Annotated in this window: 20 protein-coding genes; 16 read left to right on the forward strand and 4 right to left on the reverse strand. The window is 60.8% G+C overall.

Annotated elements, in window-relative coordinates:
* The first annotated feature begins 204 nt into the window (after positions 1 to 204).
* The 10 genes from rplM (at position 205) to QTL94_RS05285 (ending at position 6,632) form a co-directional block, all read left to right on the forward strand.
* Positions 205 to 669: a 50S ribosomal protein L13 gene (gene rplM / locus QTL94_RS05240; protein ID WP_065690171.1), complete on the forward strand. Its 465-nt coding sequence runs from the start codon at positions 205 to 207 to the stop codon at positions 667 to 669.
* Between the two features lie 2 nt (positions 670 to 671).
* A complete protein-coding gene (gene rpsI / locus QTL94_RS05245; protein ID WP_113522507.1) occupies positions 672 to 1,139 on the forward strand; it encodes a 30S ribosomal protein S9 in 468 nt (155 codons plus the stop codon).
* A gap of 222 nt (positions 1,140 to 1,361) precedes the next feature.
* A complete protein-coding gene (locus tag QTL94_RS05250; RefSeq protein WP_289800821.1) occupies positions 1,362 to 1,685 on the forward strand; it encodes an ArsR/SmtB family transcription factor in 324 nt (107 codons plus the stop codon).
* Complete coding sequence (locus tag QTL94_RS05255) at positions 1,682 to 2,092, forward strand: SRPBCC family protein (RefSeq protein WP_065690169.1); 411 nt, start codon at positions 1,682 to 1,684, stop codon at positions 2,090 to 2,092. The genes QTL94_RS05250 and QTL94_RS05255 overlap by 4 nt, the downstream gene beginning before the upstream one ends.
* Positions 2,093 to 2,146: 54 nt before the next feature.
* Positions 2,147 to 2,359, forward strand: a complete 213-nt coding sequence (locus tag QTL94_RS05260) for a hypothetical protein (protein ID WP_113522509.1) — start codon at positions 2,147 to 2,149, stop codon at positions 2,357 to 2,359.
* Between the two features lie 151 nt (positions 2,360 to 2,510).
* A complete protein-coding gene (speB, locus tag QTL94_RS05265) occupies positions 2,511 to 3,470 on the forward strand; it encodes an agmatinase (RefSeq protein ID WP_289800822.1) in 960 nt (319 codons plus the stop codon).
* A 63-nt stretch (positions 3,471 to 3,533) separates the two neighbouring features.
* Positions 3,534 to 4,466, forward strand: coding sequence for an N-acetyl-gamma-glutamyl-phosphate reductase (argC, locus tag QTL94_RS05270; RefSeq protein ID WP_289800823.1), 933 nt, complete (start codon positions 3,534 to 3,536; stop codon positions 4,464 to 4,466).
* Positions 4,467 to 4,478: 12 nt separating this feature from the next.
* A complete protein-coding gene (locus QTL94_RS05275; protein ID WP_289800824.1) occupies positions 4,479 to 4,904 on the forward strand; it encodes a hypothetical protein in 426 nt (141 codons plus the stop codon).
* Positions 4,905 to 4,959: 55 nt separating this feature from the next.
* Positions 4,960 to 5,751, forward strand: coding sequence for a sulfite exporter TauE/SafE family protein (locus tag QTL94_RS05280; protein WP_289800825.1), 792 nt, complete (start codon positions 4,960 to 4,962; stop codon positions 5,749 to 5,751).
* Between the two features lie 110 nt (positions 5,752 to 5,861).
* Complete coding sequence (locus QTL94_RS05285) at positions 5,862 to 6,632, forward strand: bestrophin-like domain (RefSeq protein ID WP_065690163.1); 771 nt, start codon at positions 5,862 to 5,864, stop codon at positions 6,630 to 6,632.
* A 7-nt stretch (positions 6,633 to 6,639) separates the two neighbouring features.
* Here QTL94_RS05285 and QTL94_RS05290 read toward each other — a convergent pair whose 3' ends face one another.
* Complete coding sequence (locus QTL94_RS05290) at positions 6,640 to 7,050, reverse strand: DoxX family protein (protein WP_289800826.1); 411 nt, start codon at positions 7,048 to 7,050, stop codon at positions 6,640 to 6,642.
* Positions 7,051 to 7,383: 333 nt separating this feature from the next.
* On the opposite strand from QTL94_RS05290, the gene QTL94_RS05295 reads away from it, so the two are divergent.
* The 4 genes from QTL94_RS05295 to QTL94_RS05310 all read left to right on the forward strand — a co-directional run bounded on the left by QTL94_RS05295 (position 7,384) and on the right by QTL94_RS05310 (position 9,173).
* Positions 7,384 to 7,569, forward strand: a complete 186-nt coding sequence (locus QTL94_RS05295) for a hypothetical protein (protein ID WP_065690161.1) — start codon at positions 7,384 to 7,386, stop codon at positions 7,567 to 7,569.
* Positions 7,566 to 8,456 carry a dihydrodipicolinate synthase family protein gene (locus QTL94_RS05300; protein WP_289800827.1) on the forward strand — a complete coding sequence of 297 codons (891 nt, stop codon included), beginning with the start codon at positions 7,566 to 7,568 and terminating at the stop codon, positions 8,454 to 8,456. Before QTL94_RS05295 ends, QTL94_RS05300 begins: the two co-directional genes overlap by 4 nt.
* Positions 8,457 to 8,509: 53 nt before the next feature.
* Entirely contained in the window at positions 8,510 to 8,770 is a 261-nt protein-coding gene (locus QTL94_RS05305; RefSeq protein ID WP_289800828.1) for a hypothetical protein, read from the forward strand.
* A gap of 97 nt (positions 8,771 to 8,867) precedes the next feature.
* A complete protein-coding gene (locus QTL94_RS05310) occupies positions 8,868 to 9,173 on the forward strand; it encodes a DUF1883 domain-containing protein (RefSeq protein ID WP_065690158.1) in 306 nt (101 codons plus the stop codon).
* On the opposite strand, the gene QTL94_RS05315 is transcribed toward QTL94_RS05310, so the two are convergent.
* Together QTL94_RS05315 and QTL94_RS05320 are read right to left on the reverse strand one after the other, a co-directional pair.
* Positions 9,174 to 10,490 carry a replication-associated recombination protein A gene (locus QTL94_RS05315; RefSeq protein ID WP_289800829.1) on the reverse strand — a complete coding sequence of 439 codons (1,317 nt, stop codon included), beginning with the start codon at positions 10,488 to 10,490 and terminating at the stop codon, positions 9,174 to 9,176.
* Entirely contained in the window at positions 10,487 to 11,890 is a 1,404-nt protein-coding gene (locus QTL94_RS05320; RefSeq protein ID WP_289800830.1) for a DegQ family serine endoprotease, read from the reverse strand. The genes QTL94_RS05315 and QTL94_RS05320 overlap by 4 nt, the downstream gene beginning before the upstream one ends.
* A gap of 138 nt (positions 11,891 to 12,028) precedes the next feature.
* Between QTL94_RS05320 and QTL94_RS05325 the strand changes: the two genes are divergently transcribed.
* A complete protein-coding gene (locus QTL94_RS05325) occupies positions 12,029 to 12,415 on the forward strand; it encodes a YkvA family protein (protein WP_289800831.1) in 387 nt (128 codons plus the stop codon).
* A 14-nt stretch (positions 12,416 to 12,429) separates the two neighbouring features.
* Positions 12,430 to 12,783 carry a lysozyme inhibitor LprI family protein gene (locus QTL94_RS05330; protein WP_289800832.1) on the forward strand — a complete coding sequence of 118 codons (354 nt, stop codon included), beginning with the start codon at positions 12,430 to 12,432 and terminating at the stop codon, positions 12,781 to 12,783.
* 53 nt (positions 12,784 to 12,836) lie between these two features.
* On the opposite strand, the gene ilvD is transcribed toward QTL94_RS05330, so the two are convergent.
* On the reverse strand, positions 12,837 to 14,675 hold the full coding sequence (ilvD, locus tag QTL94_RS05335; RefSeq protein ID WP_289800833.1) for a dihydroxy-acid dehydratase: 1,839 nt from the start codon (positions 14,673 to 14,675) through the stop codon (positions 12,837 to 12,839).
* Positions 14,676 to 14,797 lie beyond the last annotated feature (122 nt).

A 14,797-nucleotide genomic window follows, 5' to 3' on the forward strand; every position in this document is an offset into this window, starting at 1 on the left:
CTAAGTGTTTGATTTCGCTTCATTGTTTTTCGTGGCACCATTCGCCGCGATATTGACCGTATTCGCGACAGGCCTTATACACCGCGTCAGATCGCAGCCCTTCCCGGCTGCTTTCTTTTTGGTGCGCCTTCGGGCTCCCAAATCAAGCAACAAGAAACGCCCTTTCGCCTTCGGGCACAAGGGATCCAAAAGAGAGTAACTACTATGGCAACTTTCTCCCAGAAGCCTGCAGAGGTGGAGAAGAAGTGGGTCATCATCGACGCCGAAGGGCTCGTTGTTGGTCGTCTCGCTTCCATCATCGCTATGCGTCTGCGCGGCAAGCACAAGGCAACTTTCACGCCCCACGTTGACGACGGCGACAACGTCATCGTCATCAATGCCGACAAGGTCGTATTCACCGGCAAGAAGTACTCCGACAAGGTTTACTACTGGCACACCGGTTACGCAGGCGGCATCAAGGAGCGTACCGCTCGTCAGATCATCGAAGGCCGCTTCCCGGAGCGCGTTCTCGAGAAGGCTGTTGAGCGCATGGTTCCGCGTGGCCCGCTCGGTCGTCGCCAGATGAAGAACCTCCGCGTCTACGCTGGTTCCAACCATCCTCATGAAGCACAGCAGCCTGTCGCTCTCGACGTCGCCAAGCTGAACAAGAAGAACGTAAGGAGCGCCTAAGAATGGCTGACCTCTCCTCCCTGAAGGATCTCGGCACGGCTACCGAAGCTTCGGCTCCGGTTCACGTCCGCAAGGTTGACTCGCTTGGCCGTTCCTACGCGACCGGCAAGCGCAAGAACGCCGTTGCCCGTGTATGGGTCAAGCCGGGCTCCGGCAAGATCGTCATCAACGGCAAGGAATTCACGGAATACTTCGCACGTCCGGTTCTGCAGATGATTCTGCGTCAGCCGATCGTTGCTGCTGCCCGTGACGGCCAGTTCGACATCGTCGCAACGGTTGCAGGCGGCGGTCTTTCCGGCCAGGCCGGTGCCGTTCGTCACGGCGTTTCCAAGGCACTCACCTACTTCGAACCGGGCCTGCGCTCGGTCCTGAAGAAGGGTGGCTTCCTGACCCGCGACAGCCGCGTTGTCGAGCGTAAGAAGTACGGTAAGGCCAAGGCCCGCCGTTCGTTCCAGTTCTCCAAGCGTTAATCGCTTCGGATTTCGGACTTTGGAAGGCCGGGCTTTGCCCGGCCTTTTTTTGTGCCCGGCGCTCACCGTGCTTGATCAATAGGCAAGCCGGCATCGCCTCTCGTTCTCCGGACAAGAGCAAGATTGCGCTTCCATCTCCCGCCACCGGTCAACCCACTGCTTGACACATTCATACCCATACGGCTATACGTCAATTAATAGCCAACCGGGTATGAATTACGCATGTCTGAACGCCAGCCCAATTTATTTCGCGCACTCGCCGATCCCACACGGCGCGGTATCTTCGAGCGACTTTGCCGCGAGGGCGAGAAGACCGTCAGCGCCCTGACGGCGCATGCCGGCGTGTCGCAGCCGGTGGTTTCGAAGCATCTCGCGAATCTCAAGCGGGCCGGCCTCGTCCGCGACCGTCAGGACGGCCGCCAGACCCACTACAGCGCTCAGCCCGGCGCCCTCGTTCCGCTGGCCGACTGGACAACCGAGATGACCGGCTTTTGGGAAAAGAAGTTCGACGAACTCGAAGACTTGCTGAAAAGGATGGACCAATGAACGATACATCGACCGAAACACGTTCCGTCGTCGTCGAACGGCAGCTGCCGTTTTCGCAGGAGAAGACGTGGCGCGCCCTGACGCAACCGCACCTTATCGCCGAATGGCTGATGAAGAACGACTTTGCGCCTGTGAGGGATCACCGTTTCAAACTGACTGCGGACTGGGGCTCGGTGGATTGCACGGTTCTTGAAATCGCCCCGATCAGCACGCTCTCCTATACCTGGAACGCCTATGGTCTCGAGAGTGTTGTCACCTGGACCCTGACGCCGACCAGTGGCGGCACGCATCTGCGGATGGAGCAGTCCGGCTTCCGCCCAGACCAGCAGCAGGCCTACGCGGGCGCCAAGCATGGCTGGCAACGTTTCTTCGACAATCTTGGAGAGGCGCTGGCGCGCAATGATTGATTTCGCCGGCAAAGCGCCCGCGATTGAACGTTATTCTGGAAGGAGGAGCAGAACATGAGTGCATGGATCAGACAGGGCCATCGATGGCTCTCGATTTTGTTTACACTGACTGTCATTGCCAATTTTGCAGTCAGGCCGTTCGGTGAGGCACCCGACTGGCTGACCTACTCGCCGCTGCCTCCGCTCTTCCTGCTGCTGTTCAGCGGTCTCTATATGTTCGCCCTGCCCTATACGGCCAAAGGCCGAATGAGCAAGATGGGCGCCTAGGGCTCGCCGAGAGCAACGGCGGCACGATCCGTGTCGCCGTTGGCAGCGATCCGGCAATCTTCATCGATCCGTCATCTGATAACCGTCGGATATTGTTGCATTTGAGGATCGAGCCACATACTCCTTGATGCCTGCGAGAAGGAGTATTCACTTGGCGAACAAGTCGATCGATCATGCTTTCACGGCAACGAGCCTCACCTCGGCGGCAACGGATCCAACCTTTGCCGGAGCGTTGTCCTTCATGCGTCGCCGCTTCACGAAGGACCTGACTGGCGCCGACGTGGTTGTCTGGGGTATCCCTTTCGATGCCGCGACGTCCAACCGGCCAGGGACGCGCTTCGGGCCTCAGGCGATCCGCCGGGCTTCGGCTATCTTCGACAACGACCCCCAGTATCCCTTCAACCGCGACCTGTTCGAACATATGGCGGTCATCGACTACGGCGACTGCCTGCTCGATTATGGCAACCATCATGAGACGCCGGCCGCGATCGAAAAGCAAGCAAAGACGATCGTCGATAGCGGCGCCTTCATGCTGACGCTCGGTGGCGACCACTATGTGACCTGGCCGATCCTCAAGGCGCATGCGGCCAAGCACGGCCCGCTGGCGCTGGTGCAGTTCGACGCACACCAGGATACGTGGTTCGACGACAGCAAACGGATCGACCATGGCTCCTTCGTGGCGCGCGCGGTCCGCGATGGGATCATCGATCCTGACCGTTCTATCCAGATCGGCATCCGCACGCATGCGCCTGACGATTTCGGCATCAATATTCTCTACGGCCATCAGGTCGAGGAGATGAGCGCGGCCGAGATCGCATCGATGATCATTTCGCACACCAAGGGTGCGCCGGCCTACCTGACCTTCGATATCGATTGCCTGGATCCGGCTTATGCGCCCGGCACCGGCACGCCGGTTTCGGGTGGCCCGTCCAGCGCCAAGATCCTTTCGGTGCTGCAGCGGCTGCACCAGCTCGATATCCGCGGCGCCGACGTCGTTGAGGTGTCGCCCGCCTACGATCATGCCGACATCACCGCCATTGCGGGGGCGACGGTCGCGATGTATATGCTGGGGCTACATGCCGAACGACGCGCGACAGCGTCACACGGCTGACTTATCCCTCTTACAAAATGAATCCGGACTTCATTCCAACCTATTGAAATTGTGAGCAAGACAATGGCACCGAAGATCTTCATCGATGGCGAACACGGCACGACGGGCTTGCAGATCCGCACGCGCATGGCTGGTCGCCGCGACGTCGAGCTTCTGTCCATTCCGGAAGCGGAGCGCCGCAATGCCGCGATCCGCGAGGACATGCTGAACAGCGCCGATATCGCGATCCTGTGCCTTCCCGACGATGCGTCGAAGGAAGCCGTGCAGATGGTCTCGGCCAACAACAATGTCCGCGTCATCGACACGTCGACTGCCTACCGCGTCAACCCCTCCTGGGCCTATGGCTTCGCCGAGATGGACAAGGAGCAGGCAGACAAGATCAAGTCGGCGCGTTTCGTCGCCAATCCGGGCTGCTATCCCACCGGCGCCATCGGCCTCATGCGTCCGCTGCGCGCCGCCGGCATCCTGCCGGACGGCTACCCTGTGACGGTCAACGCGGTTTCCGGCTACACCGGTGGCGGAAAGCAGATGATCGCACAGATGGAAGACCAGAGCCGCGACGACGCGATCAGCGCGCCGCACTTCCTCTACGGGCTGCCGCTGACGCACAAGCACGTCCCCGAGATGAAGATCCACGGCCTGCTCGACCGCGCGCCGATCTTTGCGCCGTCGGTCGGCAAGTTCGCGCAAGGCATGATCGTGCAGGTGCCGCTGCACCTCGACATGCTGGCGCCGGGCGCGACGCTTGAGAGCATCCACGCGGCGCTGACCGCCCATTATGCCGGCCAGGATATCGTCACGGTGGTTCCGCTTGCAGACAGCAGCAAGATGGCGCGCGTCGATGCCGTCGAGCTCGCCGGCAAGGACACGATGAAGCTCTTCGTGTTCGGCACGCCAGGCGGTTCGCAGGTCAATCTGGTTGCCCTGCTTGACAATCTCGGCAAGGGCGCGTCGGGAGCCGCGGTGCAGAACATGGATCTGATGCTGGCCTCCTAGAGCTGAGCGGCCGTGGGCAATGCCAAGCGCCTAGCCCTGACGTTCGCAACGATCGCGCTCGTCGATCTGTTGCTACTTGGGCTGCTTACACTTTGGCAGATGACAGGAGGCCTTTTGCGTGGGGCGGCTATCGGTCTTGATCCAGACCTCTGGCTTGCCGCGTTACTTCTTTTTCTGTTGCTGTTAACGACAGGAATATTGATAGACGCCGTCTCGATTACTCTTCCTCGGATAACGAGCGGCCGCAGCGTATATCTGGTGCAGCCGATCGGTGGCGGCCTTATTGCCGGCACCATCATGCTTTGGCTGTCACATGTCGAAACCTACTTCACCCCACCAGGATACGAGGCGGCCTATTTTTTCGTTGGGGCGGCAGTTGGCGGCATGTACGGCATCGTGCGCGCAAATATGCAGTACCGTTTCCAACCAAATGTCTGACCTCCGGCGGTGTGCTTCCGTATGACATGCACCTTGCCCCACGGAATCTTGTCCGATGCCAACTAGCCAGTTTGTGACCGACGCGACCGCCTGGTTTTCTGCCGCGCTGCCGGATCATGGTCTTTATTCGCTGATCGTCATCGCCTGCATCGCCGGCCTGGCGCGCGGCTTTTCGGGCTTTGGCGCAGCGCTGATCTTCATTCCGCTCGGCGGGGCCATCATTGGGCCAAAGCTGATCTCGCCCGTGCTGCTTGTGATCGACGGGCTGGCGACGCTGGGCATGATCCCACCCGCCTGGCAGCGCGCGAACAGGCGAGAGGTCTTTACGATGGCTGCTGGCGCGATGCTGGGCGTGCCGGCCGGGACCGCCGTGCTGGCGTTGCTCGATCCCCTGCTCCTGCGCTGGTCGATCACGATCATTGCCGTGTTGCTGCTGGCGCTGCTCGTCTCGGGCTGGCGTTATCATGGAAGGCCGCATTCCTATCTCAGCGCCGGCGTCGGTCTTGTTGCCGGGCTGTTCAGCGGTGCGGCGCAGTTGGGTGGCCCTCCGGTGGTTGCCTACTGGCTGGGTGGGAAAACCGACTTCACCAAGGTCCGGTCGAACATCATTCTCTATTTCGCCATCTCCACCTGCTTCAGCGTGGTCAGCTATTACGCCGGCGGATTGTTCGTGCCGACGGTGTTTGCGCTGACGCTCGTCATCCTGCCGAGCTATACGATCGGCCTGTTCGCCGGCTCCAGGCTTTTCGGGCTGGCACGGGAAAGCACCTTCCGTGTGATCTGCTATGGCCTGATCGGCGCCTCGGCTTTTCTGGGCATGCCGGCGCTCGACGGTATCCTGCGCTGAGCCCCGGCGCGAGCCTCCACCGAACGGCTGAGAGCGCCGTTTTGCGGCTTCGTTGATCAACTGCCGCAAGCCGCATACAGTTGCTCCCGAGGAGTTCAGAGGGAGCAATCATGAATACCGTCTTGTTCGGTATTGCCTTCATCGGCGGCACGATCGTCGTAACCCTTGCGTTTTATTTTCTCATGCGCCTCGTCATGGGCACCGACCCGACCGGCAAGGACCGGGAGCTGGCCGGTGCGATCGTCCTGCGCATCTCATCGCTCCATGCCCTCATCCTGGCACTGGTGTTCGCCCAGGAGATGATCGAGTACCAGCAATTGAAGTTCGAGAGCGTCACGGAGGCCAACGCGATTGCCGATATCTACTACGATGCAGATCGCTACGGCTCCGACGAGAAGCAGTTAATTCAACAGGCGCTGTTCGAGTATGTGCAAATCGTCGTCGACGAGGAATGGCATGAGCTTGGCTCGACGGGAGAACTGTCACAGACGGCCTGGAGCAAGTGGGACAGCGTCTACCAGAGAATTCTCGATCTGACGCCTACCAACCCGCGACAACAGAGCATCAGGGAGCACATGCTGGTCGACGTCCACAGCATCGCGGATTCCCGCGACAAACGCGCCAACAGCGGCACGGACTCCATCAGCAGCATCTTCTGGTTTGCGGCGATCTCCGGCGTCGTTTTCATGGCGCTCGGCTATTACCCTTACCCGCCCGACCCGCGAAACCTGTTGCTGCTGTGCGTGCTTGGCGCGTTCACCGGCATCATTCTGTTCTTCATCTACGCCTTCTCCAACCCCTACAACCCGCCCGCGACGCTGGAGCCAGCGGCCTTCGAGCGGCTGTTGCAGGAGATGGCGGCGCCAGTGGCTGATAACTGACTGGCGGCTAGCGCAGCGCTGTGCGGAGCCTGTTGTCTCTTACGACAAGCGTCTCGCCGGGCCCGTGCACGGCTGCAAAGAGCAGGCCGGCCAGGAAGGTGAAGTGGTCGATGAAGAAGCCGAACTCGGCCTGATTGCCACTCCAGTGGCTAGGCCCATGAAAAGCAAAGGCAAGGAAGATAACGTAGACGCCGGCCAGCAATGCCGCCTGGGAAAAGAAGGCGCCGGTCAGGAACGCAAGCGCGAGCGCAAGCTCAAAGAAGGCGGCAACCCAGGCGAGGAAAAGTGGAGCCGGGAAGCCCGCCGAGGCGATGTAGCTCGCAGTCGATTGCATGTCGATAAACTTGAAGCTCGTCGCCATCAGGAACACCCCCGCGAAGATGAGGCGTGCGACGAGAATTGCGATTGTCCTACCCATGATGTGTCCTCCCCGGCCAATGGCCTTCCGTTTCGATCTCCGGCAGTTGATGCCTGTTGACCTCTCCCTGCAAGGACGGATTGCGGGCCGTCGTTCCGACAGGCCGCACAATCTTTTTTTATCGCCCCGCGAGATCGGAGAGTTTGCCCGCACGATGCGGGCGCTCCTATCTTGATTCAAGTCGCTCACATACAGATTCCGGAAACCCTGGGAAGCCATTGATCTCAGAATCGTTTGAGACGATCAGGCCGGCATCGATCTTTATGCAATTTCTATTTCTCGCGGCGGGTAGCGGAATGGATTTCCTACGGCGGCCGGCGGTAGCCTTTCCTCATGATGCACAAGGTGAACGTCATGAGAGACTTCAGTTCTTCGAGCCTGCACATCTCCCGGCCGGAGCGGCACGTGCCGAAACGGCGGATGCGTGAAAGGCGAACGGCGCAGGCCATGATCCTGTTCGGCGTCGTTCTGGCGGCGGTGGAACTTTATGTGATCCTGGGCGGGTTCTGGCACCAATGAGACAGAGCAGCCCCTTGCGTCTCGGGGCCGTCACGACGGCCTTGATAACGCCATTCCGTGGCGAGGCGGTCGACCTTACCGCGCTGGAAAGTCTCGCCATCAGGCAGATCCAGTCCGGCATCGGCGGCATCGCCGTTTGCACGGTTACGGGGGAAGGCCCGACCCTTTCAATGCTCGAGCGTTCGGCGGTCCTTCAGTGCTGCGTGAGAGCGGCAGACCGTCGCGTTCCAATAGTCGCCGCGACCGGCACCAACTGCACGCTCGAAACGATAAGGCTCACCCAGCAGGCCGAAGCTCTCGGCGCGGACGCCGCGATCGTGACCGTGCCCTATTATTCGAAGCCCGGACAGCGCGGCATTCTCCACCATTTTGAGGCGCTCGCCACGGAAACCAGTATCCCGCTCATCGTGGACGACAACCCGGCGCGCTCGGCAAGCTGCCTTTCGCCACGGACACTGGAGGCGCTTGCGTCCATTCCTTCGATCATCGGTGTCATTGGACACGGGATGCTGCCTCCGCCGCCTGCGTTGCGCGAGCGCTTCCTGTTTCTCTCCGACAGCGACGATACCTCGCTCGCTTTTCTGAGCGGCTACGGCACCGGCATCATCTCGTCCGGCGCCAATGTCCATCCGCGATTGTTCAATTCGCTCCACAATGCCGCCCTCGCCGGCAATATTCCGGGAGCTCTGGCGCTTGAACGGCGGCTGCACACGGTGATGCAAATACTGGGCGACCAGGCACCGGCGCAGATCAAATATGCGCTGCGGCTTCTCCTGGATATCGATCCAACGGTTCGGCTGCCGATGGTGGAGCTTGATACCGAGGAGAAGGCAGCCGTTTTCGAAGCACTCACCTCCACCGCCGAAACGCACCCGCTGGCGTCCTGACCGCCTGTGCGACCGTGTCGTCGAATCCCCGACATTTCACGAAAGGAACTGAAATGCCCCTCCTCCATCACGCTCGCCGTTTCGCAGCAGCCAGCCCGCAAGCGCTTCCGCGTTTCACGATCGGCAGCGACCGCGCCGGGCGCTGGGTCGTCAATGATCGTGAGGGGCGCGTAGGTGGCATATTCGTCAGCCGGGATGCGGCGCTGCATTTCGCGGCCGAAGAATGCGACCACGATCTCAGCCAGATCTCGTTCGCTCCAGGGGAAACGGCTCTCCGTCTCATCGAAGGCGGCCCGGATCCCATCGTCCATTAGTGGCTTTGCAGAAATCCCGGCTGGAGCCTCAAAGGCCAACTCTTCCTTAACCGGGAATCGCTAATGTCCGTCGCAATAGACGACGGACGCCCCCATAATGCCGAAACCCAATTTTCGCTTCACCCACTATGACCTCAAGGAACAGCGAGCTGGGACGATCATCGAAGTGACGCTGTCAGCTGTCGCGAATGTTCGCTTGATGACGGCGCCAAACTACCAGCGTTTCACCGAAGTGCTCGACTTCAAATATGTGGGCGGCATAGCGCGCAAATCACCTGTGAAATTGTCAATCCCGGAAAGCGGCCACTGGCATCTGGTCGTGGATATGGAAGGGCATCATGGCCTGGCGGAGTCTGCCGTGAAACTGATTGCCGCGCCCGCAGGTCAGGTGCGCGCCTCCTGATCAGCGCTGATTGCGCTCCTTGCGAAGCTTCGCCCACCAATCCAGCCGCTTCCTGATATCCCGCTCGAAGCCGCGCTCCGGTGGGTCGTAGAAGGTCTGCCGCCCCATCTTTTCCGGAAAGTAATCCTGGCCCGAGAAGGCATCCGGCTCATCGTGATCGTAGCGATAGCCTTCGTTATAGCCTTCGTCCTTCATCAGCTTCGTCGGCGCATTGAGAATGTGCTTCGGCGGCAGGAGCGAACCGTTCTGCTTGGCCGCCTGCGTCGCGGCCTTGAACGCGGTGTAGACGGCGTTCGATTTCGGGGCTGTGGCGAGATAGACGCAAGCCTGGGCCAGCGCTAGCTCTCCTTCAGGAGAGCCCAGATAGTCGTAAGCATCCTTGGCGGCGTTGCAGATCACTAGCGCCTGGGGATCGGCAAGACCGATATCCTCCACGGCCATGCGCACCAGCCGGCGTCCGAGGTATAGCGGATCCTCGCCGGCATCGAACATGCGCGCGAGATAGTAGAGCGCGGCATCCGGGTCGGACCCACGGACCGACTTATGCAGCGCGGAAATCAGATTGTAATGCCCGTCCTGCGCCTTGTCGTAAACGGGAGCCCGGCGCTGGACGATCCGCGTCAGGCCTTCTGTGTTGAAGATCTCGCCCTGGCGGGCAGCGCGCCAGACCTCTTCGGCAAGCGTCAGCACCGCGCGGCCATCGCCATCGGCCATGCGGAGCAGGCTGATCCTTGCCTCCGGCGTCAGCGGCAGCGGTTTCTGTTCGGTTGCCTCGGCACGCTTCAACAACTCTTCGAGGCTCGTATCATCATGCGACTTGAAGGTGAGGACGCGGGCGCGCGACAAAAGAGCGGCATTGAGCTCGAACGACGGGTTCTCGGTCGTCGCGCCGACGAGGATGACGGTGCCGTCCTCCATGACAGGCAGGAAGCTATCCTGCTGCGCGCGATTGAAGCGATGGATCTCATCGACAAAGAGCAGCGTCTGACGCCCATCCATGCGGCGCAGCCGCGCCGACTCGAACACCTTCTTGAGATCAGCGACCCCGGAAAAGATCGCAGAAATCTGTTCGAAGGCGAGACCCGCCTCGCCCGACAGCAACCGCGCAACGGTGGTCTTGCCGGTGCCGGGCGGGCCCCAGAAAATCATCGATCCCAACGAGCCACTTTCGATCATTCGCTTCAGAACGCCGTCATCACCGGTCAGGTGTTCCTGACCGGTGACTTCAGCAAGCGTCTGCGGGCGAAGCCTGTCGGCAAGCGGCCGCCGGTTGGCGACCTCCTGCGGAATGCGCGGCGCGAAGAGATCGTTGCTCATCGGAAGAACTGCCGGATGCGCTGACCGTCGCGCTCGATCTCGACGCGCCAGAAGCTCGGCTCCTGGGTGGCGAGTGCGGCCAGATCCTTGGTCGTCTTCACCTCAGTGCCGTTGATGGACACGATGATGTCCTTCGGCTCAAAGCCAAGCTGGGCGGCGACCGAACCGTCCTTCACTTCGGCGACGACGACGCCGGTCGACTCGGTGGGCATCCTCAGCTCGTCGGCAACACGCGGCGAAAGGTTCTCGACAACGGTGCCGGTAAAGGGCGAGCGACCGCCGATGGTGCGTTGATCGCGCGGTGCCGTTTCAGGTGCGCGGCCAAGCTCGATGCCCAGCTGTTCCTCATGGCCGTTATCAACCACCGTCAGCTTGGCGGATTTTCCGAGACCCGCGGTCGTCAGACGATAGAGAAGCGCGTCGGGGTGCTCGACCGGAACGCCATCGACAGCCGTAACCACCTCGCCTGCCTTCAAGCCCGCCTTTGCAGCTGGTCCACCCTCGGTGACTTTCACGACGATTGCACCCCGCGCCTTGCTGAGCCCAAGCGCATCAGCGACCTCGGAGGTTACCGCATCGAAGGTCGCGCCGACATAGGGGCGCTCGAAGGTCTTTACACCAGCGTCGGCCGACGCCAGGAAAACCTTGACGAGATTGGCAGGAATCGCAAAGCCGATACCGTTCGAGCCGCCACCACGCGAAAAGATCGCCGTGTTGATGCCGATCAGCTCCCCCTTCATGTTCATCAAAGCGCCGCCGGAATTTCCGGGGTTGATCGAGGCGTCCGTCTGGATGAAGAAGCCGAACTCGTTCTTGACCACCTGGTTACGGGCCAGCGCCGAAACGATACCAGATGTGACAGTCTGGCCGACACCGAAGGGATTGCCGATCGCGAGGACAAGATCGCCGACCTCGACACTGTCGGAGTTGGCTATCGATAGTGTCGGGAAGGTTTCCTTTGTGTCAATCTTCAAGACGGCAAGATCGAACCGGTCATCCTTCAACACGACCTTGCAGGGAAACTCCCGTCCGTCCGACAGGGCAACCTTGATATCGTCAGCACCTTCGATCACGTGGTTGTTGGTGACGATCGTGCCATTGGCTTCGACAATGACACCCGAACCGAGCGACGATTGCTTCTCGGTTCTGTTCGGCATCTGCTGCCCGAAGAACTGCTCGAAGAAGGGATCGCCGGCGAAGGGCGACTGACGCCGGACGGTCTTTTCCGCGTAGACGTTGACCACGGCGCCCGAGGTCTGCTTGACCAATGGCGCAAAGGAAAGCTGCATCTCCATCTGGCTCTGCGGTACGGTCTTGGCGGTCTGCGCATAGGCATCGAACGGCAGCACGAGCACCAGAGCCATCAGCGGCAATGCGGCGCGTTTCAACAGATCGTGCATGGGAATCCCTTCTGAAATACTCTCGAGAATGACTTGTAGCGCTGGACGCTAGAAAGGAAAGAGGGCGGAACCATGGAAGAATAAGGCAGCTCACGAGATGCTGAACGCGCTTGCCAAAATGATTCAGGAACAGACGACATGCAACTGATAACAAAAGCCAAAAGCTGGGCGAAGTCACTGAAAAGAGACATTGTCGCACTGTGGCTCGCCGCTCGCGATGATCGGGTGCCGTGGCATGCCAAGGCGGTGGCCGGTGCGGTCGCCGTCTACGCTCTCTCGCCGGTCGACCTGATACCGGACTTCATTCCTGTGCTCGGTTATCTCGACGACCTGATCATCGTGCCGTTTGGCATCCTGCTGGCAACCCGCCTCATCCCTCCCAGTGTCATGGCAGACCTTCGTGCTCAAGCGGCGGCGCGGCTTGAGCGGCCGTCGGGGCGAGCGGGCATGATCTTTATTCTTGCCGTCTGGGCCTGCTGCATCATCTACATGGGCCTGCTCTTTCTGAGGGCCCTTCGTCATTGAACAGGAAACGATGCATGATCTCACTTCGCGATATTGCCTTGGCGCTGACGGGCGCCTCCATGCTGCTGTTGCCTACAGCCAGCTACGCCGCCAGTTTCGATTGCGAGGCGAAGACGCTGCAGCCTGACGAGAAGGCGATATGCGATATCAGGGCGCTCAACGACGCCGACGTGAAGATGGTGACGACGTTCGACCTTCTCTCCGGCCTGATGGCGATGGGAGCACGCGGCACGCTTCAGGACGAACAGACGGCCTGGCTGAAGAAGCGACAGGCTTGTGGCGCCGACACATCCTGCATCAAGGCCGCATACGACGAACGGCTGCTGCAGCTGGACTCGACCTACAAAAAGATAAACCGGCCGCTTTGAGGCGACCGGTCCATAGAGCAGCTGACTCTTAATCAGCGTATCCAGATTACCGTTCAGCGACCGCCGAGATCGCGCACCGCGCCACGGTCGGCGCTGGTTGCGAAGGCCGCATAGGCCTTCAGCGCGGTCGTGACGTTGCGCTTGCGGACTTCGGCGGGATGCCAGCCCTTCTCTTCCTGCGCGGCACGGCGCGTGGCCAGCTCCTTGTCATCGACCCGCAGGCTGATGGTCCGGTTCGGGATGTCGATGTCGATCATGTCGCCATCGCGAACGAGACCGATCGTGCCGCCATTCGCCGCTTCCGGGGAAGCGTGGCCGATCGACAGACCCGAGGTGCCACCGGAGAAGCGGCCATCGGTGATCAGCGCGCAAGCCTTGCCGAGACCCTTCGACTTCAGATAGCTGGTCGGGTAGAGCATTTCCTGCATGCCCGGACCGCCCTTCGGACCTTCGTAGCGAATGACGACGACGTCACCGGCCACAACAAGGTTCGACAGGATCGCCTTTACGGCCGCGTCCTGGCTTTCATAGACCTTTGCCGGACCGGAGAACTTCAGGATCGATTCATCGACGCCTGCCGTCTTCACGATGCAGCCATCGAGCGCGAGGTTGCCCTTCAGAACGGCGAGGCCGCCATCCTTCGAGAAGGGATGCTGTGCATCGCGGATAACGCCCTTCGCGCGGTCGAGGTCGAGTTCCTCCCAGCGAGAGCTCTGGCTGAAGGCAACCTGTGTCGGAACACCACCTGGTGCGGCGCTGAAGAGATCGAAGGCAGCCTTGTTGTCGGTGACAGCGACATCCCATTGGGCCAGCGCTTCACGCATGGTCGGAGCGTGGACGGTCGGCAGGTCGACATTCAGCAGGCCGGCACGATCGAGCTCGCCGAGAATCGCCATGATACCGCCGGCGCGGTGAACGTCTTCCATGTGAACGTCGGCCTTGGCAGGCGCGACCTTCGACAGGCAGGGAACGCGGCGCGACAGGCGATCGATATCATCCATCGTGAAATCGATCTCGCCTTCGTGGGCGGCAGCCAGGATGTGCAGAACGGTATTGGTCGAGCCGCCCATGGCGATATCGAGTGCCATAGCGTTCTCGAACGCACCCTTGCTGGCGATCGTGCGCGGCAATGCAGTCTCATCGTCCTGCTCGTAATAGCGCTTCGCGAGCGCGACGACGCGGCGACCGGCTTCCAGGAAAAGTTCCTTTCGGTCGGAATGGGTCGCCAGCGTCGAACCATTACCCGGCAGTGACAGGCCGAGGGCCTCGGTCAGACAGTTCATGGAGTTTGCCGTGAACATGCCGGAGCAGGAGCCGCAGGTCGGGCAAGCCGAACGCTCGATGACGGCGACGTCTTCATCGCTGATCTTGTCGTCGGCGGCTGCGACCATGGCATCGACGAGGTCGAGCGCGACCTTCTTGCCGTTCAACACCACCTTGCCGGCTTCCATCGGGCCGCCGGAGACGAAGACCGTCGGGATGTTGAGGCGCAGCGAGGCCATCAGCATGCCGGGGGTGATCTTGTCGCAGTTGGAGATGCAGACCATGGCGTCGGCGCAGTGGGCGTTGACCATGTATTCGACGCTGTCGGCGATCAGTTCGCGCGAAGGCAGCGAATAGAGCATGCCGTCATGGCCCATGGCGATACCGTCGTCGACGGCGATCGTGTTGAACTCCTTGGCGACACCGCCGGCCGCTTCGATTTCGCGAGCAACGAGCTGGCCGAGGTCCTTGAGATGGACGTGCCCGGGAACGAACTGGGTGAAGGAGTTCACCACCGCAATAATCGGCTTGCCGAAGTCCGAATCCTTCATGCCCGTTGCGCGCCAAAGGCCGCGCGCGCCTGCCATGTTGCGGCCGTGGGTCGTGGTTCTGGAACGATAAGCTGGCATTGGTGTATTCCTCAAGGTGCCGGAAGTTATCGACGTTGCGTGGCGGCAAGGCTTGCGGCCGGGCAATCGCTACTTTTTGGAATTGTCCTAATCCAAACGGCCTGTACTGTCACTACCGGGAA

The organism is Rhizobium sp. S96 (assembly GCF_030382195.1).
Classification (GTDB): Bacteria; Pseudomonadota; Alphaproteobacteria; order Rhizobiales; family Rhizobiaceae; genus Rhizobium.